At 70.6% G+C, this 21,861-nt stretch carries 21 protein-coding genes; 11 read left to right on the top strand and 10 right to left on the bottom strand.

Going from position 1 to position 21,861, the window contains the following annotated elements:
- The first annotated feature begins 113 nt into the window (after window positions 1-113).
- Genes ACFY1S_RS11585 through ACFY1S_RS11600 form a run of 4 tightly spaced genes read left to right on the top strand, consistent with a single transcriptional unit; the run spans window position 114 to window position 4,059 of the window.
- Window positions 114-1,040: an ABC transporter permease gene (locus ACFY1S_RS11585; protein WP_387115672.1), complete on the top strand. Its 927-nt coding sequence runs from the start codon at window positions 114-116 to the stop codon at window positions 1,038-1,040.
- On the top strand, window positions 1,033-1,998 hold the full coding sequence (locus ACFY1S_RS11590; protein ID WP_364375361.1) for an ABC transporter permease: 966 nt from the start codon (window positions 1,033-1,035) through the stop codon (window positions 1,996-1,998). The genes ACFY1S_RS11585 and ACFY1S_RS11590 overlap by 8 nt, the downstream gene beginning before the upstream one ends.
- A gap of 26 nt (window positions 1,999-2,024) precedes the next feature.
- Window positions 2,025-3,053 carry an ABC transporter ATP-binding protein gene (locus ACFY1S_RS11595; protein WP_387116056.1) on the top strand — a complete coding sequence of 343 codons (1,029 nt, stop codon included), beginning with the start codon at window positions 2,025-2,027 and terminating at the stop codon, window positions 3,051-3,053.
- Window positions 3,046-4,059 carry an ABC transporter ATP-binding protein gene (locus ACFY1S_RS11600; RefSeq protein WP_387115676.1) on the top strand — a complete coding sequence of 338 codons (1,014 nt, stop codon included), beginning with the start codon at window positions 3,046-3,048 and terminating at the stop codon, window positions 4,057-4,059. Before ACFY1S_RS11595 ends, ACFY1S_RS11600 begins: the two co-directional genes overlap by 8 nt.
- Before the next feature lie 131 nt (window positions 4,060-4,190).
- Here ACFY1S_RS11600 and ACFY1S_RS11605 read toward each other — a convergent pair whose 3' ends face one another.
- Window positions 4,191-4,580, bottom strand: coding sequence for a chorismate mutase (locus ACFY1S_RS11605; RefSeq protein WP_387115679.1), 390 nt, complete (start codon window positions 4,578-4,580; stop codon window positions 4,191-4,193).
- A gap of 279 nt (window positions 4,581-4,859) precedes the next feature.
- On the opposite strand from ACFY1S_RS11605, the gene pcrA reads away from it, so the two are divergent.
- Complete coding sequence (gene pcrA, locus ACFY1S_RS11610) at window positions 4,860-7,265, top strand: DNA helicase PcrA (RefSeq protein WP_387115682.1); 2,406 nt, start codon at window positions 4,860-4,862, stop codon at window positions 7,263-7,265.
- A gap of 107 nt (window positions 7,266-7,372) precedes the next feature.
- Here pcrA and ACFY1S_RS11615 read toward each other — a convergent pair whose 3' ends face one another.
- Window positions 7,373-8,134: a M23 family metallopeptidase gene (locus ACFY1S_RS11615; protein WP_387115685.1), complete on the bottom strand. Its 762-nt coding sequence runs from the start codon at window positions 8,132-8,134 to the stop codon at window positions 7,373-7,375.
- Window positions 8,135-8,396: 262 nt separating this feature from the next.
- Window positions 8,397-9,104 (bottom strand): M23 family metallopeptidase, encoded by a 708-nt coding sequence (locus tag ACFY1S_RS11620; RefSeq protein ID WP_354824075.1) that lies wholly within the window; start codon window positions 9,102-9,104, stop codon window positions 8,397-8,399.
- A gap of 409 nt (window positions 9,105-9,513) precedes the next feature.
- On the opposite strand from ACFY1S_RS11620, the gene ACFY1S_RS11625 reads away from it, so the two are divergent.
- The 3 genes from ACFY1S_RS11625 to sucD all read left to right on the top strand — a co-directional run bounded on the left by ACFY1S_RS11625 (window position 9,514) and on the right by sucD (window position 12,418).
- Window positions 9,514-9,918, top strand: coding sequence for a cobalamin B12-binding domain-containing protein (locus ACFY1S_RS11625; protein ID WP_139584684.1), 405 nt, complete (start codon window positions 9,514-9,516; stop codon window positions 9,916-9,918).
- A 431-nt stretch (window positions 9,919-10,349) separates the two neighbouring features.
- Window positions 10,350-11,528, top strand: coding sequence for an ADP-forming succinate--CoA ligase subunit beta (gene sucC, locus ACFY1S_RS11630; protein WP_387115689.1), 1,179 nt, complete (start codon window positions 10,350-10,352; stop codon window positions 11,526-11,528).
- Window positions 11,529-11,530: 2 nt separating this feature from the next.
- Window positions 11,531-12,418, top strand: coding sequence for a succinate--CoA ligase subunit alpha (gene sucD / locus ACFY1S_RS11635; RefSeq protein WP_357991253.1), 888 nt, complete (start codon window positions 11,531-11,533; stop codon window positions 12,416-12,418).
- 63 nt (window positions 12,419-12,481) lie between these two features.
- Here sucD and ACFY1S_RS11640 read toward each other — a convergent pair whose 3' ends face one another.
- Window positions 12,482-12,748 carry a DUF4190 domain-containing protein gene (locus ACFY1S_RS11640; RefSeq protein WP_354888888.1) on the bottom strand — a complete coding sequence of 89 codons (267 nt, stop codon included), beginning with the start codon at window positions 12,746-12,748 and terminating at the stop codon, window positions 12,482-12,484.
- Between the two features lie 201 nt (window positions 12,749-12,949).
- Here ACFY1S_RS11640 and ACFY1S_RS11645 point away from each other — a divergent pair, with 201 nt between their 5' ends.
- The gene (locus tag ACFY1S_RS11645; protein WP_387115693.1) at window positions 12,950-14,287 is read left to right on the top strand and encodes a DUF6350 family protein; all 1,338 of its coding nucleotides are present in this window, start codon (window positions 12,950-12,952) and stop codon (window positions 14,285-14,287) included.
- A 54-nt stretch (window positions 14,288-14,341) separates the two neighbouring features.
- Here the strand turns inward: ACFY1S_RS11645 and ACFY1S_RS11650 are convergent, their stop codons facing one another.
- A complete protein-coding gene (locus ACFY1S_RS11650) occupies window positions 14,342-14,905 on the bottom strand; it encodes a DUF4190 domain-containing protein (RefSeq protein WP_364375338.1) in 564 nt (187 codons plus the stop codon).
- A gap of 27 nt (window positions 14,906-14,932) precedes the next feature.
- Window positions 14,933-15,229 (bottom strand): CD225/dispanin family protein, encoded by a 297-nt coding sequence (locus tag ACFY1S_RS11655; protein WP_364375335.1) that lies wholly within the window; start codon window positions 15,227-15,229, stop codon window positions 14,933-14,935.
- Window positions 15,230-15,407: 178 nt separating this feature from the next.
- On the opposite strand from ACFY1S_RS11655, the gene purN reads away from it, so the two are divergent.
- Complete coding sequence (purN, locus tag ACFY1S_RS11660) at window positions 15,408-16,028, top strand: phosphoribosylglycinamide formyltransferase (protein WP_354824084.1); 621 nt, start codon at window positions 15,408-15,410, stop codon at window positions 16,026-16,028.
- Window positions 16,025-17,596, top strand: coding sequence for a bifunctional phosphoribosylaminoimidazolecarboxamide formyltransferase/IMP cyclohydrolase (gene purH, locus ACFY1S_RS11665; protein WP_387115698.1), 1,572 nt, complete (start codon window positions 16,025-16,027; stop codon window positions 17,594-17,596). Before purN ends, purH begins: the two co-directional genes overlap by 4 nt.
- Before the next feature lie 111 nt (window positions 17,597-17,707).
- On the opposite strand, the gene ACFY1S_RS11670 is transcribed toward purH, so the two are convergent.
- The 4 genes from ACFY1S_RS11670 to ACFY1S_RS11685 all read right to left on the bottom strand — a co-directional run bounded on the left by ACFY1S_RS11670 (window position 17,708) and on the right by ACFY1S_RS11685 (window position 21,729).
- Complete coding sequence (locus tag ACFY1S_RS11670; protein WP_387115701.1) at window positions 17,708-18,742, bottom strand: ABC transporter ATP-binding protein; 1,035 nt, start codon at window positions 18,740-18,742, stop codon at window positions 17,708-17,710.
- Window positions 18,726-19,754 (bottom strand): ABC transporter ATP-binding protein, encoded by a 1,029-nt coding sequence (locus tag ACFY1S_RS11675; protein ID WP_387115704.1) that lies wholly within the window; start codon window positions 19,752-19,754, stop codon window positions 18,726-18,728. The genes ACFY1S_RS11670 and ACFY1S_RS11675 overlap by 17 nt, the downstream gene beginning before the upstream one ends.
- Window positions 19,755-19,761: 7 nt before the next feature.
- Window positions 19,762-20,718, bottom strand: coding sequence for an ABC transporter permease (locus ACFY1S_RS11680; protein ID WP_387115707.1), 957 nt, complete (start codon window positions 20,716-20,718; stop codon window positions 19,762-19,764).
- 72 nt (window positions 20,719-20,790) lie between these two features.
- The gene (locus tag ACFY1S_RS11685) at window positions 20,791-21,729 is read right to left on the bottom strand and encodes an ABC transporter permease (protein ID WP_387115710.1); all 939 of its coding nucleotides are present in this window, start codon (window positions 21,727-21,729) and stop codon (window positions 20,791-20,793) included.
- Between the last annotated feature and the right edge of the window lie 132 nt (window positions 21,730-21,861).

The following is a 21,861-nucleotide window of genomic DNA, read 5'->3' on the forward strand; positions in this document are numbered from 1 at the left end:
CCGGTGAGCCCGACCCGGGGCCGTTCCGCGATTGGGTGTTACAACACTCCACTCGCCACGTTGTCACCACCGTGTCGGCCGTCCGACGCGCCCCCTGTCTGGAGGACCACCCCATGGGCCGTTATCTGTTGAGACGGCTGCTCCAACTCGTGCCGGTCTTCATCGGTACGACGTTCCTGATCTACGCCCTCGTCTGGGCCGTCCCGGGCGATCCGTTCGCTGGCAAGTGCGGTGAGCGTCGCTGCCCGGATCAGTACATCGCGTTCATGACCGAGAAGTACCACCTCGACCAGAACGTCTTCGTGCAGTACGCCAACTACATGAAGAACCTGCTCCAGGGCGACTTCGGTCAGACGTTCTCGCAGCGCGAGATCAGCGACATCATCCTGACGTCGTACCCCAACACCCTGAAGCTGGCCCTGGTGGCGCTCGCCATCGAGGCCGTCATCGGCCTCGGCGCCGGCGTACTGACAGGTCTTCGGCGCAACGGCTTCCTGGACAACCTCGTTCTGGTCTCGACCCTCTTCCTGATCGCGCTGCCGGTCTTCGTCATCGGCTTCCTGCTCCAGTGGCTGCTGGGCGTTCAGTGGGGCATCATCAAGCCGACCGTCTCCTCGGAGATGCGGTTCTCCGAACTGATCGTGCCGGGCTTCGTGCTCGGCAGCGCGTCAGTGGCGTACATAGCCCGGGTCGCACGAACGAGCATCGCGGAGAACCGCCGTGCCGACTACGTGCGTACCGCCATCGCCAAGGGCCTCCCGATGCGCCGGGTGGTGGGCGTGCACCTGCTGCGCAACTCGCTCATCCCGGTGGTCACCCTGCTCGGCACCGACCTCGGTGCCCTGATGGGCGGCGCGATCGTCACCGAAGGCATCTTCGGGATCAACGGAATCGGCCGCCAGGTCTTCCGCGCGATCGTCACCAAGGAGAGCGCTACCGTGGTAGGGATCGTGGTCGTCCTGGTGCTGGTCTATCTCGTGATGAACCTGCTGGTTGACCTGCTCTACGCCGCCCTGGACCCAAGGATCCGCTATGAGTGACCCGAGTACCGCATCGATCGTCAGCACCCCCGCCGCGCACCCGACCGACTCTCCCGCCCCCGCCACCCAGGGGCCGCAGAGCAAGGAGAAGCCGCGCGGCCTGCTGGGTGACGCCTGGCGGGACCTTCGGCGCAAGCCGCTGTTCTGGATCTCGGCCACGCTGATCGTCGTCTTCCTGCTGATGGCGGCCTTCCCGGCGCTGTTCGCTCCGGGCGACGCGGTCAACGGCTCCCTGTCCCGCAGCCTCGACAAGCCGTCGGCGAACGGCTGGTTCGGCTACGACGTGCAGGGCCGGGACGTCTACGCCCGGGTCATCTACGGCGCGCGGGCCTCAATCGTGGTGGCAGTGCTCTCCGTACTCGGCACCCTGCTGGTCGGTGGCACGATGGGCATCATCGCCGGCTACCGCGGTGGCTGGGTCGACGGTCTGCTCAGCCGGATCGCCGACGTGTTCTTCGGCCTGCCGTTCGTGCTCGGCGCGATCGTCATCCTGACCACGTTCAACGGTTCGGGCACGAGCAACAGCAAGGCCGAGATCATGGGCCTCGTCATCGTCTCCCTGACCGTGCTGAGCTGGCCGGTCGTGATGCGGCTGATGCGCTCCTCGGTGCTCGCCACCAAGGAGGCCGACTACATCGTCGCGGCTCGGGCGCTGGGTGCCGGCACCGGCCGGATCATCCTCAAGCACCTGCTGCCGAACTGCCTGGCCCCGTTGCTGGTCTACGGCACGATCATGGTCGGCTCGTTCATCGGTGCCGAGGCGACGCTGTCCTTCCTCGGTGTCGGCCTGAAGTCGCCCGTGGTGTCCTGGGGCATCATGATCAGTGACGGGCAGCAGTTCATCCGGGTCGCGCCGGGGCTGGTGTTCTTCCCCGCCGCGTTCCTCGTCACCGCAGTGCTGAGCTTCGTGATGCTCGGTGAGGCGGTCCGCGAGGCCCTCGATCCGAAACTCCGCTAGGGGAGATCCAGTTGTCCGACATTCTCGTGTCCGAGCAGTCCGCGCCGGGATCCGGCGGGTCCGGACGTCCCTCCGGCCGGCTGCTCGAGGTCGACGACCTGCGGGTGGAGTTCCGCACCCGGGACGGCGTCGCAAAGGTCATCAACGGGGTCACGTACCACGTCGACGCGGGGGAGACCCTCGCCGTGCTCGGCGAGTCCGGCTCCGGCAAGAGCGTCACGGCGCAGACCATCATGGGCATCCTCGACACGCCCCCGGGGTTCGTCACCGGTGGGCAGGTCCGCTTCCACGGCAAGGACATGCTCCGCATGTCCAGCGAGGAACGCCGCCGCATCCGCGGCGAGGGCATCGCGATGATCTTCCAGGACGCGCTCTCCGCGCTGAACCCGGTCTTCACCGTCGGGTTCCAGATCGCCGAGCAGTTCCGCGTCCGGCGGGGCCTGGGCCGCGCCGAGGCCAAGAAGCGCGCGATCGAGATGCTCGACCAGGTCAAGATCCCGAACGCCAAGGGCCGGTTCAACAACTATCCGCACCAGTTCTCCGGCGGTATGCGGCAGCGCGCGATGATCGCGATGTCGCTGGCGCTCGACCCGGAGGTGCTGATCGCGGACGAGCCGACCACCGCGCTCGACGTGACCGTGCAGGCCCAGATCATGGACCTGCTCGCCGAGCTCCAGCGTGAGCGCCACATGGGCATGATCCTGATCACCCACGACCTCGGCGTGGTCGCCGACGTCGCGGACCGGATCGCGGTCATGTACGCGGGCCGGATCGTCGAGGAAGCCGACGTGTACGACCTGTACGCCAAGCCGGCGCACCCGTACACGATGGGTCTGATCGACTCGATCCCGCGGATGGACGAGAAGGGGCAGCAGCTCCGGACGATCAAGGGCCTCCCGCCGAACCTGATGAACATCCCGCCGGGCTGCCCGTTCAACCCGCGCTGCCCCATGGCCCAGCCGGTGTGTCGGGAGAAGGTCCCGCCGCTGCTGCAGGTGGGGAACGCCCGGGCCAGCGCCTGCCACTTCGCCGAGGAGCTGGTGAACCGTGACTGAGAACATCATCGAGGTCCGTGACCTGGTCAAGCACTACCCCGTCACCCAGGGTGTGGTGTTCAAGAAGACCGTCGGCCAGGTCAAGGCGGTGGACGGGGTCTCGTTCGGCCTGCGTGCCGGTGAGACGCTCGGCGTGGTCGGCGAGTCCGGCTGCGGCAAGTCGACACTCGCCCGGGTTCTGATGAACCTGGAGAAGCCGACCGCCGGCAGCGTGGTCTACAAGGGCCAGGACATCTCCAAGCTGTCCGGTGGCGCGCTGCGCCGTCTGCGTCGACAGATCCAGCTGGTCATGCAGGATCCGTACACCTCGCTGAACCCGCGGATGACCGTCGGCGACCTGATCGGTGAGCCCTTCGAGATCCACCCGGAGGTGGCACCGAGGGGCAGCCGGCGCAGCAAGGTCAAGGAGCTGCTCGACCTGGTCGGGCTCAACCCGGAGCACATCAACAGGTACCCGCACCAGTTCTCCGGCGGTCAGCGCCAGCGCATCGGCATCGCCCGCGCCCTGGCGCTGCGCCCGGAGGTCATCGTCTGCGACGAGCCGGTGTCGGCGCTCGACGTGTCCATCCAGGCCCAGGTCATGAACCTGCTGGAGCAGTTGCAGTCCGAGTTCGGGCTGTCGTACGTCTTCATCGCGCACGACCTGTCAGTGGTCCGGCACCTGTCGGACCGGGTCGCGGTCATGTACCTCGGCAAGATCGTCGAGATCGGCACCGAGGACGAGATCTACGAGCGGCCGACGCACCCGTACACCCAGGCGCTGCTCTCGGCCGTGCCGGTGCCGGACCCGACCCAGCGGCACAACAAGACGATCATCCGGCTCACGGGTGACGTGCCGTCGCCGATCAGCCCGCCCTCGGGCTGCCGGTTCCGGACCCGCTGCTGGAAGGCGCAGGATGTCTGCGCCGAGAAGGTCCCGCTGCTGGAGGTCCGGCAGGGCTCGGACCACCCGAGCGCCTGCCACTTCGCCGAGAAGCGCGAGATCGTCGCCACGCACGAGGTGTGAGGTCCCCGGAACCGCCTGCCGACGTCAGTACGACGACGGCAGGCGGTTCCGTCCGTACGGCGCCGTGCGCGACCCCACCCCCGGGGCTGTCCGGGGGTGGGGTCGGACGCCCACGACGCCGCCGGGGCCCCTCACAGCGGGCCGCGACCCGCCCGCAGCAGCAGCAGTGCCAGTTGGGTGCCGTCCGCGCCGAGCGCGGTCCGGAAGCGTTCCAGGATCTCCCGCTCCCGGGAGAGCACGAGCCGCGTCCCGCCGGAGGCCATCCGGGTGACCCCGACCTCCTGGGACAGCGTCGCCCGCTCCTGCCAGAGCGAGATGAGCGCGTGGTCGATCTCGTCGATCCGTTCCCTGATCTGCACGATCCGGGCGGCGGCCGTCGGCTCCGCCGTGCCGGTGCGTGCCTCGCCCGGCCCGTCGCCCCCGCTCGGCGACACCACCGCCGGCTCGCTCCCGTTCGCCGGGGACTGCTCGGCCACCGGTCGGCTCGGGTTGCCGCTCTGCTCCACCACGTCTGTCATCATCGGGTACCTCTCGCACTGTGGTGCCCGGTGCCCGGAACCCGGGACGAAAAAGCCCCGGACTCCAGGAGCCCGGGGCTGTTCGCAGGTCTGATCGATCAGGCGCGACCTACGGCAGCCGGACTCCCGGTGCCGTAGTAAAAGTAGTAGCGCGCAGCGATCACGCCGTCGAGTATGCCCACGACCGTGGTCGGTGCGCAAGGATTCGGCACCAACAGAGGGCATCGGGCGCGGGACCGGCGGGCGGGAAGTGTCCGGCCGGCGGCATAGACTTGCTGCGCGATGCATCCTCTCTTCGACATTCCCGCGTCCCCGCCTGCGCCGGAGTCCGCTCCGGCCCGTCCGGACCGGCCCCGGCCGCCCGCCGTCCGCCTCGACCCGCAGCAGCTGCTCGCCGGGCTGAACGGTCCGCAGCGTGACGCGGTCAGTCACGCCGGTTCGCCGCTGCTGATCGTCGCCGGCGCTGGTTCCGGCAAGACCCGGGTGCTCACCCACCGGATCGCCTACCTGCTCGCCGCCCGGGACGTCCACCCCGGGGAGATCATCGCGATCACCTTCACCAACAAGGCGGCGGGCGAGATGAAGGAGCGCGTCGCCGCGCTCGTCGGCCCGCGGGCCCGCCTGATGTGGGTGTCGACGTTCCACTCCGCCTGTGTCCGGATCCTGCGCGCCGAGCACGAGCACGCAGGCCTCAAGTCGACCTTCTCGATCTACGACGCGGACGACTCCCGGCGGCTGATGCAACTGGTCGCCCGCGAGCTGGACCTCGACCCGAAGCGTTACCCGGCGCGCGGGTTGGCCGCCCAGGTCTCCAACCTGAAGAACGAGCTGGTCGACCCGGAGCAGTTCGCCGCGCGGGCCAGCGGGCCCAACGAACGGGCGCTTGCCGAGGCGTACACGCTCTACCAGCGCCGGCTGCGCGAGGCGCACGCACTGGACTTCGACGACCTGATCATGACGACGGTGCACCTGCTCCAGTCCCACCCGCACGTCGCGGAGAGCTACCGGCGGCGGTTCCGGCACGTGCTCGTGGACGAGTACCAGGACACCAACCACGCCCAGTACGTCCTGATCAAGGAGCTGGTGTCCGGCACCGAGGGCTTGGAGCCGGCCGAGCTGTGCGTGGTCGGTGACGCCGACCAGTCGATCTACGCGTTCCGGGGCGCGACGATCCGCAACATCCTGGAGTTCGAACGGGACTTCACCGACGCGCGGACGATCCTGCTGGAACAGAACTACCGCTCCACCCAGACGATTCTCAACGCCGCCAACGCGGTGATCGACCGGAACACCTCCCGCAAGCCGAAGCGGCTGTGGAGCGAGGCCGGTGCCGGCGAGCGGATCGTCGGGTACGTCGCCGACACCGAGCACGCCGAGGCCGACTGGGTGGCCCGCGAGATCGACCGACTCGTCGACGCCGACGAGACCCGACCGGGCGACGTCGCGGTCTTCTACCGCACCAACGCCCAGTCCCGCGTCTTCGAGGAGGTGTTCATCCGCGTCGGCCTTCCGTACAAGGTGGTCGGTGGGGTGCGCTTCTACGAGCGCAAGGAGGTCCGCGACGCCCTGGCGTACCTGCGGTCGGTGGTCAACGACGACGACACGGTGAGCCTGCGGCGGGTGCTGAACACCCCTCGCCGGGGCATCGGCGACCGCGCCGAGGCGTGCGTGGAGGCGCTCTCCAGCCGCGACCGGATCTCGTTCGGCGCGGCGCTGCGCCGGGCCCGGGAGGCGCCGGGCATCTCCACCCGGGCGGCCAACGGCATCGCCGACTTCGTCGCGCTGCTCGACGGCGCCCGTGAGCTGGCCGAGACCGGCACCCCGGAGGAGGTGCTGGAGGCGCTGCTGACCCGCTCGGGCTACCTCACCGAACTGGAGGAGAGCCTGGACCCGCAGGACGCCGGCCGGGTGGACAACCTCCAGGAGCTGGTGAGCGTCGCCCGGGAGTACACCGAGCGCATCGAGGCGACAGGCGACGACGGCGAGCGGGCCACCCTGGCCGGCTTCCTGGAGCAGGTCGCGTTGGTAGCGGACGCCGACCAGATCCCGTCGGACGACCCCGACCACCAGGGTGTGGTCACCCTGATGACGTTGCACACCGCCAAGGGCCTGGAGTTCCCTGTGGTGTTCCTGACCGGGCTGGAGGACGGCGTCTTCCCGCACCTGCGTTCGCTTGGCGACACCCGCGAGCTGGAGGAGGAGCGCCGTCTGGCGTACGTGGGCATCACCCGTGCCCGGCAGCGGCTCTACCTCTCCCGGGCGGTGACCCGCTCGGCGTGGGGGCAGCCGGCCTACAACCCGCCGTCGCGGTTCCTGGAGGAGCTGCCGACGGAGTTGGTGCACTGGGAGCGCACCGAGGGGTCGTACACCTCGTGGGCTGGCGGGGGCGGCGGCGTCGGCGGTCGCGCGGACCGCGCGCCAGGCGTGCGTGGCACCTTCACCGGGGGTACGCCGAAGGCGGCGCAGCTGGCCCAGCGGCTCGGCGTGGACGCCAGCCGGCTGACCACGGCCAGTGAGCTGCCGCAGGGGCCGAAGGTGTCCGCCGGTGACCGGGTCAACCACCAGCGGTACGGGTTGGGCCGCGTGCTCGCCGTCGAGGGCCACGGCCCGGGTGCCCGCGCGCAGATCGACTTCGGCGACCAGACCATGTGGCTGGTGCTACGCCACGCCCCGATCGACAAGCTCTAGCGGCCAGAACCGCGCCGATCTTGCACTTCCGGTGGGTGACAGGGGTGGGTATGCCCCTTGTGTCGCGGCAGAAAGTGCAAGATCGGCGCAGGAGTGGCGGGCGGGGGTCAGCAGCCCAGGTTGACGCCTCGGGTGCGCATGAAGGGTGCCGGGTCGATCTGGTTCCACATTCCCTGGTGCACCTCGAAGTGCAGGTGCGGGCCGGTCGCGTCGCCGGTGGCGCCTTCGTAGCCGATGACCTGGCCGGCCTTGACCTTCTGACCGACGGTGACCGCGATGCGGCTCTGGTGGGCGTAGTGGGTGAGGTATCCGTTGCCGTGGTCGACGAAGACGGAGTTGCCGTACCCGTCGGCTGCGTCGCCGGCCTGGGTGACGGTGCCGGCGGCGGCGGCGCGGATCGGCGTGCCGGAGGGCAGTGCCAGGTCGATGCCGGCGTGCAGGGTGCCCCAGCGCTGTCCGTAGCAGGACGTGACCGAGGCGCCCGGCATCGGGTCGACCCAGGCGGGCGTCGGCTTTGTGGTCTTCTTCGGCTTCGGCTTCGGCTTGGCGGTGACCGTCTTCGTCGGGGTCGGGCTGGCACTGGCCGTGGACGGGCTCACGCTCGGGCTGGCCGACGGGGGCGCGCTCGACTCGCGGGCCGACCGGTCCGCGCGGCTGGCGGCCTCGGCGCGGGACTGTGCGTCGGCGGAGACGGCGGTGGGTGTCGGGCGGTCCGGGCCGGTCGTGGCGACGGCGACGCCGCCCACACCGAGCGCGACAGCGGCGGCCGCGCCGAGCACGATGAGGCGGTTCCGCCGGCCGGGGCGCTGCGGCAACTCGGCAGTGGTGTCGGGGGTGTTCTCGTTCTGGACGGGGCTGTCTTCCTGCACGGCGGACCTTCACAGTCGAGGGGCACTTGACCTCGAAATACTGGTGTCGGGTCGGCTCGGGCCGGGTACCGGGGCCGGACCACGGTCCGGCGGATCGGCAGCGTGCTGCCCTGATACGTCCCACCTCGCGGCGGTCCGTCCGTATTTGTGATTATGTGGCGGGTGGCGTCGGCCACAGTCGTCGCTGTGACCCAGCAGACATCGGCCCACGAAAAACCGCCCGGATCGACAGATCCGGGCGGTCAACGGTCGATACGCAGCGTCAGGACGCGGCTACCTCGCTGTAGATTGCCTCGACTTGCAGCTTGATGTCCACTCCGCGCTCCTGAAGGAACGGCACCGGGTCGATCGGCTGGCCCTTGACATGAAGCTCGAGGTGCAGGTGGACGCCGTAGGCGTGGCCCGTCTGACCCACCAGACCGAGCTGGTCGCCCGCCTTGACCTGCTGCCCCTCCTTCACGGTGACCGCCGAGGAGTGGCCGTAGATCGCTTCGGTGCCGTCGGCGTGCTGGACGATCACCGCGTTGCCGTACCCGCCGAACCAGCCGGCCTTGGTGACCAGGCCGTCGTGCACCGCCACGTACGGCGTGCCCTCCGGAACGACCAGGTCGACGCCGGTGTGCATCTTGCCCCAGCGCAGCCCGTACGGGGAGTTGAAGTCGTAGCCCTGCAGCGGCAGCAGCCAGACCTCGCGCTCGGCCGCCTCCTTGCCCCGGCTGTCCCGGGAGGCGCGGTCGGCGTTGTCGGCGCGGGCCGCGGCGTCCTGACTGGTGACCGACGCCTGCTTGAGCTCGTCGAGGACCGACGGGCTGACGTCCTTGGCGTCCGGCAGGGCGCTCGCGCCGAGCGCGACGATGCCGGCTCCGACGAACGCCGTGGTGACGACCGCGGCGTAGCGGCTGCGGGGTGGGGTGGGTACGCGGCGGCGACCGCGATATCGATCGGGCTCAGACGACAGGCGCTGGCGCACGCACACCCTCCGTTGTCGGGGTTCCGAGGCGGCCGGTGGGCGTTCGTGAAGCTTCGTTGAACGTCCGCTGACCGCGTCGTCACCCGTCCATGGACCTGATGACAACCGTGGACACGTTAGCCAACCACCAGGCGAGTCACAAGCCAGAGCGAATAATTGGCGTGTCGATCTGTCCGTTTGCGTCCATGATTGTCACGCATCGCACCGTCGAACGGTGCCCCTGTTACTGCCCGTTCGTCGCCGAGCGTGACCGGTCCGGCGGAGTCGTCCGGCTTGACGACGAGGGCCGCCGGCCTCGCCCCGGCTGAGTCGCGCCGGCGGGTTTCCCGGCCCGGATTTCCCGGGCCCGGTCGGCCGGGTTACCGTTCGTTCAGGTGAAGGCCGTGGAGCCGGTGAAAGGTGTGCGTTGATGAGCTCTCGTATTCGGGTCGTCGTCGCGAAGCCAGGCCTGGACGGCCACGACCGGGGCGCCAAGGTCGTCGCGCGCGCCCTTCGTGACGCCGGCATGGAGGTCGTCTACACCGGTCTGCACCAGACTCCGGAGCAGATCGTGGAGACCGCCATCCAGGAGGACGCCGACGCGGTAGGCCTCTCCGTGCTGTCCGGCGCGCACATGACGCTCTTCCGTCGCGTCCTGGAGCTGCTCGGCGAGCGGGACGCGCGGGACATCGTCGTGTTCGGCGGCGGCATCATCCCCAACGGCGACATCCCCGAGCTGGAGAAGCTGGGCGTCGCCAAGATCTTCACGCCGGGGGCCACCACGCAGGCGATCGTCGAGTGGGTCCGGGAGAACGTGGCGCAGCCGGTCGCCTGACACGTACCGGCGCGGGTCGTCGGGCCGGTCCGGGCACGGGGGAGGGGCCGGACGCACCCCTCACACGTCCGGCCCCTCTATGCACGATGCCCCGCCGCCACCCCTCGACCGACAGGGCATCGGCCGTCTCCCGTCATCGCGCTGTGCAGCGCTCCGACACCTGACTCAACGACGCCCCGTCAGGCGGGTTACGCACCCCCTGCAACATCGCCCGGACGGCTGACACCGTGCGTGTCGGCACCGAAACCCGCCCCGCGTACGGCCGGGTTGTGCATTACCGCACACCGTGCACCCGCTCGGTTGCCGGCCGTGCCCACCTCGCTAGGCTGCGGCCAATGGCCTGTGTCAAGTGATGACAGGCGTCAAACTGTTTTCTGAACGCTGGTGGCGGCGCGACGGCGCGCCGCGGAGACGGGACGGGACGCGCAATCGTGGACCTGTACGAGTACCAGGGGCGGGACCTGTTCGAGCGGCACGGCTTGCCCGTGCTGGCCGGCGGCGTCGCCACTACCCCCGAAGAGGCCCGCGCGATCGCCGAACGCCTCGGCGGTCGTGTGGTCGTCAAGGCGCAGGTGAAGGTCGGCGGCCGAGGTAAGGCCGGCGGCGTCAAGCTGGCCGAGGGCCCGGATGAGGCGGTGGCTCGGGCCACCGACATCCTCGGCATGGACATCAAGGGTCACACCGTCCACAAGGTCATGATCACGGTGACCGCGGACGTGGCCGAGGAGTACTACTTCTCGTACCTGCTCGACCGGGCGAACCGCACCTTCCTCTGCATCGCCAGCGTCGCCGGCGGCATGGACATCGAGCAGGTCGCCGCCGAGACCCCCGACAAGGTCGTGAAGGCCCCGATCGACGCCGTGAAGGGCGTGGACGAGGCCAAGGCCCGCGAGATCGTGACCGCTGCCGGCTTCCCGGCCGAGGTCGCCGACCAGGTCGTCGAGATCGCCGTCGGCCTCTGGCAGGCGTTCGTCGCCGAGGACGCCACACTGGTCGAGGTCAACCCGCTCGCCAAGAACGGTGACGGCCGGATGCTCCTGCTCGACGCCAAGATCAGCCTGGACGAGAACGCCGCGTTCCGGCACCCGGACCACGAGGCCCTGGTCGACCAGGCCGCCGTGGACCCGCTGGAGCAGGCCGCCAAGGAGAAGGACCTCAACTACGTCAAGCTCGACGGCGAGGTCGGCATCATCGGCAACGGCGCGGGTCTGGTCATGTCGACCCTCGACGTGGTCGCGTACGCCGGTGAGCGGCACGGCAACGTCAAGCCCGCCAACTTCCTCGACATCGGCGGCGGCGCGAGCGCCGCGGTGATGGCGAACGGGCTGGAGATCGTGCTCTCCGACCCGGCGGTGAAGAGCGTCTTCGTCAACGTCTTCGGCGGCATCACCGCCTGCGACGAGGTCGCCAACGGCATCATCCAGGCGTTGGCCCTGTTGGAGCAGCGCGGCGAGCAGGTCACCAAGCCGCTCGTCGTCCGCCTCGACGGCAACAACGCCGAAGCCGGCCGGGCGATCCTGGACGGCGCGAACAACCCGCTCGTACAGCGGGTGGACACCATGGACGGCGCGGCCGAGCGGGCCGCCGAGCTGGCAGCTGCGGGGGTCTGATCATGGCTATCTGGCTGACCAAGGACTCGAAGGTCATCGTCCAGGGGATGACCGGTTCCGAGGGCTCCAAGCACACCCGGCGGATGCTCGCCGCCGGCACCAACGTGGTGGGCGGCGTCAACCCGCGCAAGGCGGGTCAGACTGTCGACTTCGACGGCACCGAGCTGCCGGTCTTCGCGTCCGTGGCGGACGCCATGGCCGAGACCGGAGCCGACGTCACAGTCATCTTCGTGCCGCCGCAGTTCACCAAGGCCGCCGTCGTCGAGGCGATCGACGCCGCGATCGGCCTTGCCGTGGTGATCACCGAGGGCGTGCCGGTGCACGACACCGCCGCGTTCTGGGCGTACAACCTGGCGCAGGGCGAGCGGACCCGCATCATCGGGCCGAACTGCCCCGGCATCGCCTCGCCCGGCGCGTCCAACGCCGGCATCATCCCGGCCGACATCACCGGCTCCGGCCGGATCGGCCTGGTCAGCAAGAGCGGCACGCTGACCTACCAGATGATGTACGAGCTGCGCGACATCGGCTTCTCCACCTGCGTCGGCATCGGCGGTGACCCGATCATCGGCACCACCCACATCGACGCCCTCAAGGCGTTCGAGGCCGACCCGGAGACCGACGCCATCGTGATGATCGGCGAGATCGGCGGCGACGCCGAGGAGCGGGCCGCCGAGTTCATCAAGGCCAACGTCACCAAGCCGGTGGTCGGCTACATCGCCGGCTTCACCGCGCCCCCCGGCAAGACCATGGGCCACGCCGGGGCCATCATCTCCGGCTCGGCCGGCACCGCCGAGGCGAAGCAGGCGGCGCTGGAGGCCGTCGGCGTCAAGGTCGGCAAGACGCCCACCGAGACCGCGAAGCTGATGCGGGAGATCATGTCCGGCAACTGAGCCGGCAGGGCACCAGCGAAGGGGTCGACCGGAACCGGTCGGCCCCTTCGTCGTACCACCCGCTCAGTCGTTGTTCCAGAACGGGTAGTTGCCTGTGAGACGCAGGATCGAGCCGCCGATGATGTTGATCACGCCGAACACGATGGCGAGGTATCCGAGCACCGGCGACTGGCCGTACCGCCGGGCGTCCCGGATGGACAGATAGCCGAAGATGATGCCGAGGATGCCGCAGCAGATAAGGCCCAGCACGATGCCCAGCACGCCCCAGAGGGTCGTCCGGTCCCGTCCCCGCGCCGGTGGCGGCGGGGGCGGCGGGTATGCGGTCGTCACGGCTACCTCCGGGCGGTCGTGGGCGGCGACCGCCCCGGACCGTGACCTGTCGACCCGACCCGGGGTACCGGCGACGCGCGCCCCCTCTGGGCCGAGGCTAGACCCGACCGGGCGCCCCGGACCGGGGTTCGGTCAACTCGCCGCCCTTCGGGGCGGGTTAACGGACTGCTCCGGCCCGCGCGACGTGCCAGAGTAGAGCGGATGTCCCCCGTCACCCCTGACCGTCCCAGCCGTCCCGGCGGTGTCCGCGCCGACGACCGGCCGGTCGACCGCGCCACGCCGGCCCGACGGGTGCCCGCGCCCCGCACCGGTGGGTCGCCGCGCGGGCGGGCGCCGCTACCCGTCGCCGCCGGGGTCGCCGCCGGCTGGGCCGCCCTCACGTCGTACCTGCCGGTCGCCATCGTGCTCGCGCTCGTGCAGCTCGGCGCGGAGGGCGCCACGCTCGGCGGCGCCCTGCGCACCGCGCTCGCCGGCTGGCTGGTCGGGCACGGGGTGCCGCTGCACACCGAGGCCGGCCCGTTCGGGCTCGCCCCGCTGGCGCTCACCGTGCTCGCGATCTGGCGACTCACCCGGGCCGGCGTGCACGTCAGCCGCGCCATCGGCGCCCGGGACACCCGCTCACCGCGCCGGGCGCTACTCGCCGCGGGCGCGGTCGGCATCGCGTACGCGCTGCTCGGCGCGCTCGCCGCGGTGCTCGTCGGCGTCGGTGGCCCGGCTGCCTCCCCGGTCCGGGCGGCAGCCACCTTCGCGGCGGTAGGCACGCTCGCCGCGCTCGTCGGCGCGACCCGGATCACCGCCGTCACCCGGCTGCTCGTCGACCGGATGCCGGCCCGGCTGCGCGACGGCGTCCGCACCGGCCTGGTGGCGGGGCTCCTGCTGTTGGGCGCGGGCGCCGGCGCGGCCGGACTTGCCGTGGCCACCGGCGGCGGGGACGCGGCGGACATGATCGGGGCGTACCGCACCGGGGTGGCCGGGCAGGCCGGGATCACCCTGGTCAGCGTGGCGTACGCGCCGAACGCGGCGATCTGGTCGACGAGCTACCTGCTCGGGCCGGGCTTCGCCGTCGGCACCGACACCGCGATCCGGACGAGTGAGGTCTCGGTGGGCGCGCTGCCGGCCGTACCGTTGCTCGCCGGCCTGCCGCGCGGCCCGGTGGACGGCCTCGGCGCTCTGCTGCTCGCGGTGCCGGTGCTGGCCGGGATGGTGGCCGGCTGGCTGCTCGCCCGGCGCACGGCCCGGCACGCCGGGCCCGAGCGGGCCAGGATCGGCGGCGTGGACGCCGAGGCGCAGCACGGCCGCGAACGGACCTCGCGGCGCTGGGCCGACCTGCTGGTGCCGGCGGCACTGGCCGGGCCGGTTGCCGGCGTGCTGCTCGGCGTGGCCGCGAAGGTCTCCGCCGGGCCGCTGGGCGCCGGCCGGCTCACCCAGCTCGGGCCGGTGGCCTGGCAGGTCGCCGCGGTGGCCACCTGTGTCATCGCGGTCGGTGCGCTGATCGGCGCCGCCGCGACCCGGGCACTCACCGGGCCGTCCGCGCCGTAGACGAGCGCGGGGCGCCCCGGAGAAGTCCGGAGCGCCCCGTCGAGACCCGACCGGTCAGGGCTGGGTCGGCAGCGCGACGTTCGCCACGATGCTCAGGATGATCAGCAGGATGCCGAGCCCGACGCCGACCGCGCCGCAGATCAGGCCGGCCTTCGCCTGCCCGGCGTTGTTGGCCTGGCCCTGGGCGACCTTCTGCTTGGCGAGGTAACCGGTCACCACGCCCGCGATGCCCACCGGGATGCCCAGGTAGAGGCAGCAGACCAGCGGAATCGACGCGATGCCGAGGATCATCGACACCAGACCGAGGGTGTTGTTCTGCCCCTGGGCCTGCGGGTAGCCGGCGTTCGGGTACGTCGGTGCGCCGTACTGCGGCTGCTGCTGGCCGTACGGGTCGTGGGGCTGCTGCCCGTACGGCGCCGGCGGCTGCTGACCGTACGGGGCCTGCGGCGCCGAGTACGGGTCCTGCGGCTGCTGGCCGTAGGGCTGCCCGGAGGTCGGCTGCTGGCCGTACGGGGCGGCCGGCGGCGGGGCGTACGGGTCGTGCGGCGGCTGGGGGGCGGTCGGGTCCTGGTTGGGCTGCTGGCCGTACGGGTCCTGACCGGGGTTACCGGGCTGCATTCGAGAAGCTCCTTGGGGCTTGTTCCGTCAGTTGGTGCTGCTGTTCCCACTCATGATCGCGCCCAGACCGCCCAACGCACAGCACAGCAGGGCGACGACATACCAGCCGATGCCCACGATGAGCGCCCACTTCGACCACTTGCGCGACTCCGCGGCGGCGGCCTGGGCGCCCGCGTAGTCGCCCTGCTGGAGCAGCGGGTTGACCTTCGAGGCGTTGATGATCGCCGGAATGGCCAGCGGCCAGAAGAGGAAGATGGCGACGATCGACATCGCCATGTTGTTGTTGACGGGCGGCTGCTGGTGGGGGTGGGTACCCGGCTGCATGGGGGTGCTCCTCATTCCAACGACACGGCTGGCGTGCCGGATCAGTGACGGGGGTGCGGGCCGGCACGACGTCCGGCCCGAGCGACCGGCAGCGTACCGGGTCGATGCACGTCCGCACTGTCAGAGATCGGCGCCTCCCAGCCGGAGGGAGTGCTGAAGTGCCCGATAGGGTGGCCCGGTGACCGAGCCCGCGTCCGCCGCCCGCATCGTCGTCCTCGTCTCCGGCTCCGGGAGCAACCTGCAAGCCCTGCTGGACGCCGCCGCCGACCCCGCGTACGGCGCGCAGGTCGTCGCGGTAGGCGCGGACCGCGACGGCATCGCGGGCCTGGACCGGGCCGCCGCGGCCGGCGTGCCGACGTTCGTCGAGCGGGTCCGCGACCACGACACCCGGGAGGACTGGGATCGGGCGCTCACCGCGCACGTCGCGAAGCACCAACCCGACCTGGTCATCTCCGCCGGTTTCCTCAAGCTGGTCGGCCCGCACTTCCTCGCCGCGTTCGGCGACCGCTACCTGAACACCCACAACACCCTGCTGCCGGCGTTCCCCGGCATCCACGGCCCGCGTGACGCGCTCGCCTACGGCGTGAAGCTCACCGGCGCCACCCTCTTCTTCGTCGACGCGGGGATGGACACCGGGCCGATCGTCGCGCAGGTCGCGGTGCCGGTGCTCGACGACGACGACGTGGACACGCTTACCGAGCGCATCAAGGAAGCCGAGCGGCGCCAGCTCGTCGAGCAGGTCGGTCGCCTGGTCCGCGAAGGCTGGACCATCACCGGAAGGAAGGTCACGGTTCCGTGAGTCCCACTCAGGACGGGCGCCGCCCGATCAGGCGGGCGCTGGTCAGCGTCTACGACAAGACCGGGCTGGTCGAGCTGGCCCAGGCCCTGCACGCCGCCGGTGTGGAGATCGTGTCCACCGGCAGCACGGCCGGCGCCATCGCCGCCGCCGGTGTGCCGGTGACGCCCGTGGAGACGGTGACCGGTTTCCCCGAGGTGCTCGACGGCCGGGTGAAGACCCTGCACCCGAAGGTGCACGCCGGCCTCCTGGCCGACCTGCGCAAGGACACCCACGTCGCGCAGCTCGACGAGCTGGGGGTGGCGGCGTTCGACCTGCTGGTCTCCAACCTCTACCCGTTCCAGGCGACTGTCGCCTCCGGCGCCGGCGTCGAGGAGTGCGTGGAGCAGATCGACATCGGTGGCCCGGCCATGGTGCGGGCCGCCGCCAAGAACCACGCCTCGGTCGCTGTGCTCACGGACCCGGCCGGGTACCCGGCGCTGCTCGGCGCGCTCAGCGAAGGTGGGTTCACCCTGGCCCAGCGTCGCGCGCTGGCCGCCCGGGCGTACGCCGACATCGCCGAGTACGACGTGGCCGTCGCCCAGTGGTGCGCCCGGGAGTTGGCGCCGGCCGACGACTCCTGGCCGGCGTTCACCGGTTCGGCGCTGCGCAAGTCGACGGTGCTGCGTTACGGCGAGAACCCGCACCAGCCGGCAGCGCTCTACAGCGACCCGGACGCCCCGGCGGGGCTGGCCCAGGCCGAGCAGTTGCACGGCAAGGAGATGTCGTACAACAACTACGTCGACGCGGACGCCGCCTGGCGGGCCGCCAACGACTTCGCCGACCAGCCGGCGGTGGCGATCATCAAGCACGCCAACCCGTGCGGCATCGCGGTGGGCGCCGACGTGGCCGAGGCACACCGCCTCGCGCACGCCTGCGACCCGGTGTCGGCGTTCGGTGGCGTGATCGCTGTCAACCGGCCGGTCTCGGTCGAGCTGGCCCGGCAGGTCGCCGACATCTTCACCGAGGTGGTGGTCGCCCCCGGCTTCGACGAGGGCGCGGTCGAGGTGTTGCAGGGCAAGAAGAACATCAGGCTGCTGCGCGCGCCGTCCTGGACCCCGGCGACTGTCGAGTGGCGGCAGGTGACCGGCGGCGTGCTGGCTCAGGTCGCCGACCGGGTGGACGCCTCCGGCGACGACCCGGCGAACTGGCAGTTGGCGACCGGTGAGGCCGCCGACGAGGAGCTGCTGCGTGATCTCGCGTTCGCCTGGCGGGCGGTGCGCGCGGTGAAGAGCAACGCGATCCTGCTCGCCAGGGGCGGCGCGACGGTCGGCGTCGGCATGGGTCAGGTGAACCGGGTCGACTCGGCGCGGCTCGCGGTCAGCCGGGCCGGCGCCGACCGGGCGCGGGGTTCGGTGGCCGCGTCCGACGCGTTCTTCCCGTTCGCCGACGGCCCGCAGATCCTCATCGACGCCGGGGTCCGCGCCATCGTGCAGCCCGGCGGCTCCATCCGCGACGAGGAGGTCATCGAAGCGGCCAAGAAGGCAGACGTGACGATGTACCTGACCGGTACCCGCCACTTCTTCCACTGACCCCGAGGGCTCCGACCTCGTCGATCATGAAGTTATTGCCCTGACACGCCGATGTGCAGGGCAATAACTTCATGATCAACGGTCGAGGTCGGGTCGGAGGTCGGGCTGGGGTCAGGCGGGGGTGGCGGGGCGGAGTTCGGCGAAGTGGCAGGCGGACGGGTGCGGATCGGCGGCCCGCTCGACCAACTGCGGGTCCTCGATCGCGCAGATCTCCTGGGCCTTCCAGCAGCGGGTGCGGAAGTGGCAGCCGGACGGCGGGTCGGCCGGGCTGGGCACGTCGCCTACCAACCGGATCATGGTGCGCTGGTCGCGTACCTCCGGGTCCGGCACCGGCACGGCCGAGAGCAGCGCCTGGGTGTACGGGTGCGTCGGCCGCTCGTAGATCTCGTCCTCGGTGCCGATCTCGACGATCCGACCGAGGTACATCACCGCGACGCGGTCGGCGATGTGCCTGACGACTGACAGGTCGTGCGCGATGAAGATGTACGACAGGCCGAACTCGTCCTGGAGCTGCTCCAGCAGGTTGATCACCTGGGCCTGGATGGAGACGTCGAGCGCGGACACCGGCTCGTCGCAGACGATGATCTCCGGGCGGAGCGCCAGGGCGCGGGCGATGCCGATGCGCTGGCGCTGACCGCCGGAGAACTGGTGCGGGTACCTGTTGATGTGCTCCGGGTTGAGCCCGACCACGTCCAGCAACTCCTGGACCCGCTTCTGCTTGCTGCCCTTGGGCGCCGCGTCGGGGTGGATCTCGAAGGGCTCGCCGATGATGTCGCCGACAGTCATCCGCGGGTTCAGCGAGGTGTACGGGTCCTGCATGACCATCTGCATGTTGCGGCGGAGCCGGCGCAGCTCGCCCCCGGAGGCCTTGAACAGGTCCTTGCCCTCGAGGGTGGCCCGCCCGGAGGTGGGCGTCTCCAGGCGCATCAGCAGCCGGGCGAGGGTGGACTTGCCGCAGCCGGACTCGCCGACCACGCCCAACGTCTCGCCCCGGCGCAGCTCGAAGCTCACCCCGTCGACGGCCTTGACCGCGCCGACCTGCCGCTGGAACAGCACGCCCTGACTGATCGGGAAGTGCTTCACCAGGTTGTCGACGGAGAGGATGGTCTCGCCGCGGACCTTGGTGGGGCTAGCGGGCGCTGTCATCACGGACCTCCTGCGCGAAGTGGCATGCGCTGGTCCGGCCGTCGCCGAGGACCAGGTCGTGCGGCACCACGTCCACGCAGACCTGCTGCACGTACGGGCACCTGGGGTGGAACGGGCAGCCGGAGGGGATGCGCATCAGGTTCGGTGGCAGACCCTTGATCGTCGCCAGTTCCTGGCCGCGCACGTCCATCCGCGGGATCGACTCCAGCAACCCCTTCGTGTACGGGTGGGCCGGCGCCTTGTACAGCGAGCGGACGTCGGCGTGCTCGACGATGCGGCCGGCGTACATGACCGCGATCCGGTCCGCGACGCCGGCGACCACGCCCAGGTCGTGGGTGATCAGGATCATCGCCATGTTGAGGTCGCGGCGCAGGTCGGCGAGCAGGTCCATGATCTGGGCCTGCACTGTGACGTCGAGCGCGGTGGTGGGCTCGTCGGCGATCAGGACCTTCGGGTCCAGCGCCAACGCCATGGCGATCATGACGCGCTGCCGCATGCCGCCGGAGAACTGGTGCGGGTAGTCGCCGATCCGCTTCGCGGCGCCCGGGATCTTGACGAGGTCCATCAGCTCGATCGCCCGGCGGCGGGCGTCGCCACGAGACATGCCGGAGCGCTGGCGCAGTGTCTCGCCGATCTGCCAGCCCACCGGGAAGACCGGGTTGAGCGCGGAGAGCGCGTCCTGGAAGATCATCGCGATCTCCTTGCCACGGACCTGCCGGCGCTGCTCCTCGGAGCTGGTGAGCAGGTCCTGACCCCGGTAGAGGATCTGACCGGAGCGGACGAACGCCGGCGGGGTGTCCAGGATGCCCATGATCGCCTGGGCGGTGACGGACTTGCCCGAGCCGGACTCGCCGAGCACCGCGAGGGTCTCACCGGCGTCCAGGTGGTACGACACCCCGTTGATGACCCGGGCGACGCCCTCGTTGGTCCGGAACTCGACGTGCAGGTCCCGCAGCTCCAGCAGGTGGCCGCCCTCGGGTGTGGCGGAGGCGGGGGTGGGTTCGACGGTCATGAGTTGATCACCGCAGCTTCGGGTCGAAGGCGTCACGGATCGCGTCGCCGAGCATGATGAACGCCAGCACGGTGAGCGCGAGGAAGGCCGACGGGACGACAAGCGGCGTCGCCGCCTCCCGCATGTGGATGCGTCCGGTGTCGATGTCCTGGCCCCAGGAGATGGTCGGCGCCTTCAGGCCGATGCCCAGGAAGGAGAGGGTCGCCTCGGCGGCGATGAACGAGCCGAGCGCGATGGTCAGCACGACGATGGCCGGGGCCAGCGAGTTCGGCAGGATGTGCCGCCACATGATCCGGCCGTTGCCGGCGCCGAGCATCCGGGCCGCCGCCACGTAGTCCTGCTCCTTGGCGGTGATCACCGAGGAACGCACCACCCGGGCGGCGGTGGTCCAGCCCAGGATGGCCAGCACGAAGATCACCGCGGCGATCCGGGCGTTCTCGCTGTCGCTGGACACCCGCTTGAGCAGCACGATGGCGGCCAGCAGCAGCGGAATGCCGAGCACCACGTCGATCACCCGGGAGAGCACGGCGTCGACCCAGCGGCCGAAGTACCCGGCCAGCATTCCGACGACAAGCGCGATGACGCCGGTGCCCAGCGCCGCGAGCGCGCCGACCAGGAGCGAGGCCCGCGTGCCGTAGACCGCCCGGGAGTACGTGTCGCAGCCCTGGAAGTCGTACCCGAAGATGGCCCCGCCGGACGGCCCGGCGTGCTGCCGGGAGAGCAGGCAGTCGTTCGGGCTGTTGGCGGTGAAGATGCCGGGAGCCAGCGCCATCAGGGTGAAGATGACGACAAGCACCGACGAGATCCAGAAGATCGGGTTGCGGCGCAGGTCGCGCCAGGCGTCTCCGGCGAGGCTGCGCGGCTTCTGCGGAGCGCCGATCTGGTTCGGGGTGCCCGGCTCGCCCGAGGGGCCACGCCGCGCGGCCTGGTTCTCGGTGGCCGCCACAGTTTCGAAGTCACTCATGCCGGCACCTCGCTGCGCTCGTTGCCGGCCTGAGAGCCCAGGCACGCTGCGCTGACGATTCGTTCGCTGCGCTCACTCATAGCGGATCCTCGGGTCGAGTACGGCGTACAGGACGTCCACCACCAGGTTCGAGACCAGGTAGACCACGACGAGCACGCTGACGATGCCCACCACCAGGGGGCCGTCCTCGGTGCGGATGCCGCGGAAGAGGTTGAAGCCCACGCCGGGGATGTTGAAGACGCCCTCGGTGATGATCGCGCCGCTCATCAGGTTGCCGAGTTCCACACCGAGGAAGGTGACCACCGGGATGAGCGAGTTGCGCAGCACGTGGACGGTGACGATGCGGCGCTTGACCAGGCCCTTGGACCGGGCGGTCCGGACGTAGTCGGCGCGCAGGTTCTCCGCCACAGAGGTACGGGTGAGCCGCAGTGCGGTGGCCAGCGACAGCGAGCCGAGCACGATGCCGGGCAGCAGCAGCGCGTAGAACGTGGGCTGGGAGCCGGCGGTGGGTGGGAAGAGTTGCCACTTGACGCCCAGGAGGTACTGCGCGAGCGGCGCCAGCACGATCGTCGGGATGCCCAGCACCAGCAGGGTCAGCACCAGCGTCGAGTTGTCGAAGATGCTGGCCCGGCGGATGCCGGCGACCACTCCCGCGGTGACACCGAAGATGATCGCCACGGCGAGCGCGATGAGCGCGAGCTTGACGGTGACCGGCCAGGCGGCCTGGAGGATGTCGCCGATCTGCCGGCCGGTCAGGGACTGGCCGAGGTCGCCCTGGAGCAGGCTCCTGACGTAGTCGAAGTAGCGGTAGAAGAAGCCACCGACGCCTGTGGCGTCGAGGTGGTACTTCTCCGTCAGGTAGGCCCGCTGGGCCTCCGTCACCGGTCGTTCGCCAGCGAGGGCCTGGATGGGATCGCCCTGGCCGGCGAACATCAGCGCGTAGACGATCAGGGTGGTCCCGAAGAAGGCCAGGACCATCTGGAGTAGGCGCCGCAAGATGTAGCGGAACATGCTTAGCAGTCTCTCCGGAAATGTGCGAAAGGGTCGCAGGACGGCATCTCTGGTAGTACCCGAAATGTCGGAGAGGTGCCGTCCGGCCCGGGCGAGCCGCCGCCACCGCGGCCGGGCCTGCGGGGTGCGGCG

Source organism: Micromonospora sp. NPDC000663 (assembly GCF_042898105.1).
Classification (GTDB): Bacteria; Actinomycetota; Actinomycetes; order Mycobacteriales; family Micromonosporaceae; genus Micromonospora.

Excerpts from the sequence above, each read along its gene's own strand:
- ACFY1S_RS11585 (WP_387115672.1), top strand. The coding sequence starts at position 114 with ATGGGCCGTTATCTGTTGAGACGGCTGCTCCAACTCGTGCCGGTCTTC.
- ACFY1S_RS11590 (WP_364375361.1), top strand. The coding sequence starts at position 1,033 with ATGAGTGACCCGAGTACCGCATCGATCGTCAGCACCCCCGCCGCGCAC.
- ACFY1S_RS11605 (WP_387115679.1), bottom strand. The coding sequence starts at position 4,580 with ATGATGACAGACGTGGTGGAGCAGAGCGGCAACCCGAGCCGACCGGTG.
- pcrA (WP_387115682.1), top strand. The coding sequence starts at position 4,860 with ATGCATCCTCTCTTCGACATTCCCGCGTCCCCGCCTGCGCCGGAGTCC.
- ACFY1S_RS11625 (WP_139584684.1), top strand. The coding sequence starts at position 9,514 with ATGAGCTCTCGTATTCGGGTCGTCGTCGCGAAGCCAGGCCTGGACGGC.
- sucD (WP_357991253.1), top strand. The coding sequence starts at position 11,531 with ATGGCTATCTGGCTGACCAAGGACTCGAAGGTCATCGTCCAGGGGATG.
- ACFY1S_RS11645 (WP_387115693.1), top strand. The coding sequence starts at position 12,950 with ATGTCCCCCGTCACCCCTGACCGTCCCAGCCGTCCCGGCGGTGTCCGC.
- ACFY1S_RS11650 (WP_364375338.1), bottom strand. The coding sequence starts at position 14,905 with ATGCAGCCCGGTAACCCCGGTCAGGACCCGTACGGCCAGCAGCCCAAC.
- ACFY1S_RS11655 (WP_364375335.1), bottom strand. The coding sequence starts at position 15,229 with ATGCAGCCGGGTACCCACCCCCACCAGCAGCCGCCCGTCAACAACAAC.
- ACFY1S_RS11670 (WP_387115701.1), bottom strand. The coding sequence starts at position 18,742 with ATGACAGCGCCCGCTAGCCCCACCAAGGTCCGCGGCGAGACCATCCTC.
- ACFY1S_RS11675 (WP_387115704.1), bottom strand. The coding sequence starts at position 19,754 with ATGACCGTCGAACCCACCCCCGCCTCCGCCACACCCGAGGGCGGCCAC.
- ACFY1S_RS11680 (WP_387115707.1), bottom strand. The coding sequence starts at position 20,718 with ATGAGTGACTTCGAAACTGTGGCGGCCACCGAGAACCAGGCCGCGCGG.
- ACFY1S_RS11685 (WP_387115710.1), bottom strand. The coding sequence starts at position 21,729 with ATGTTCCGCTACATCTTGCGGCGCCTACTCCAGATGGTCCTGGCCTTC.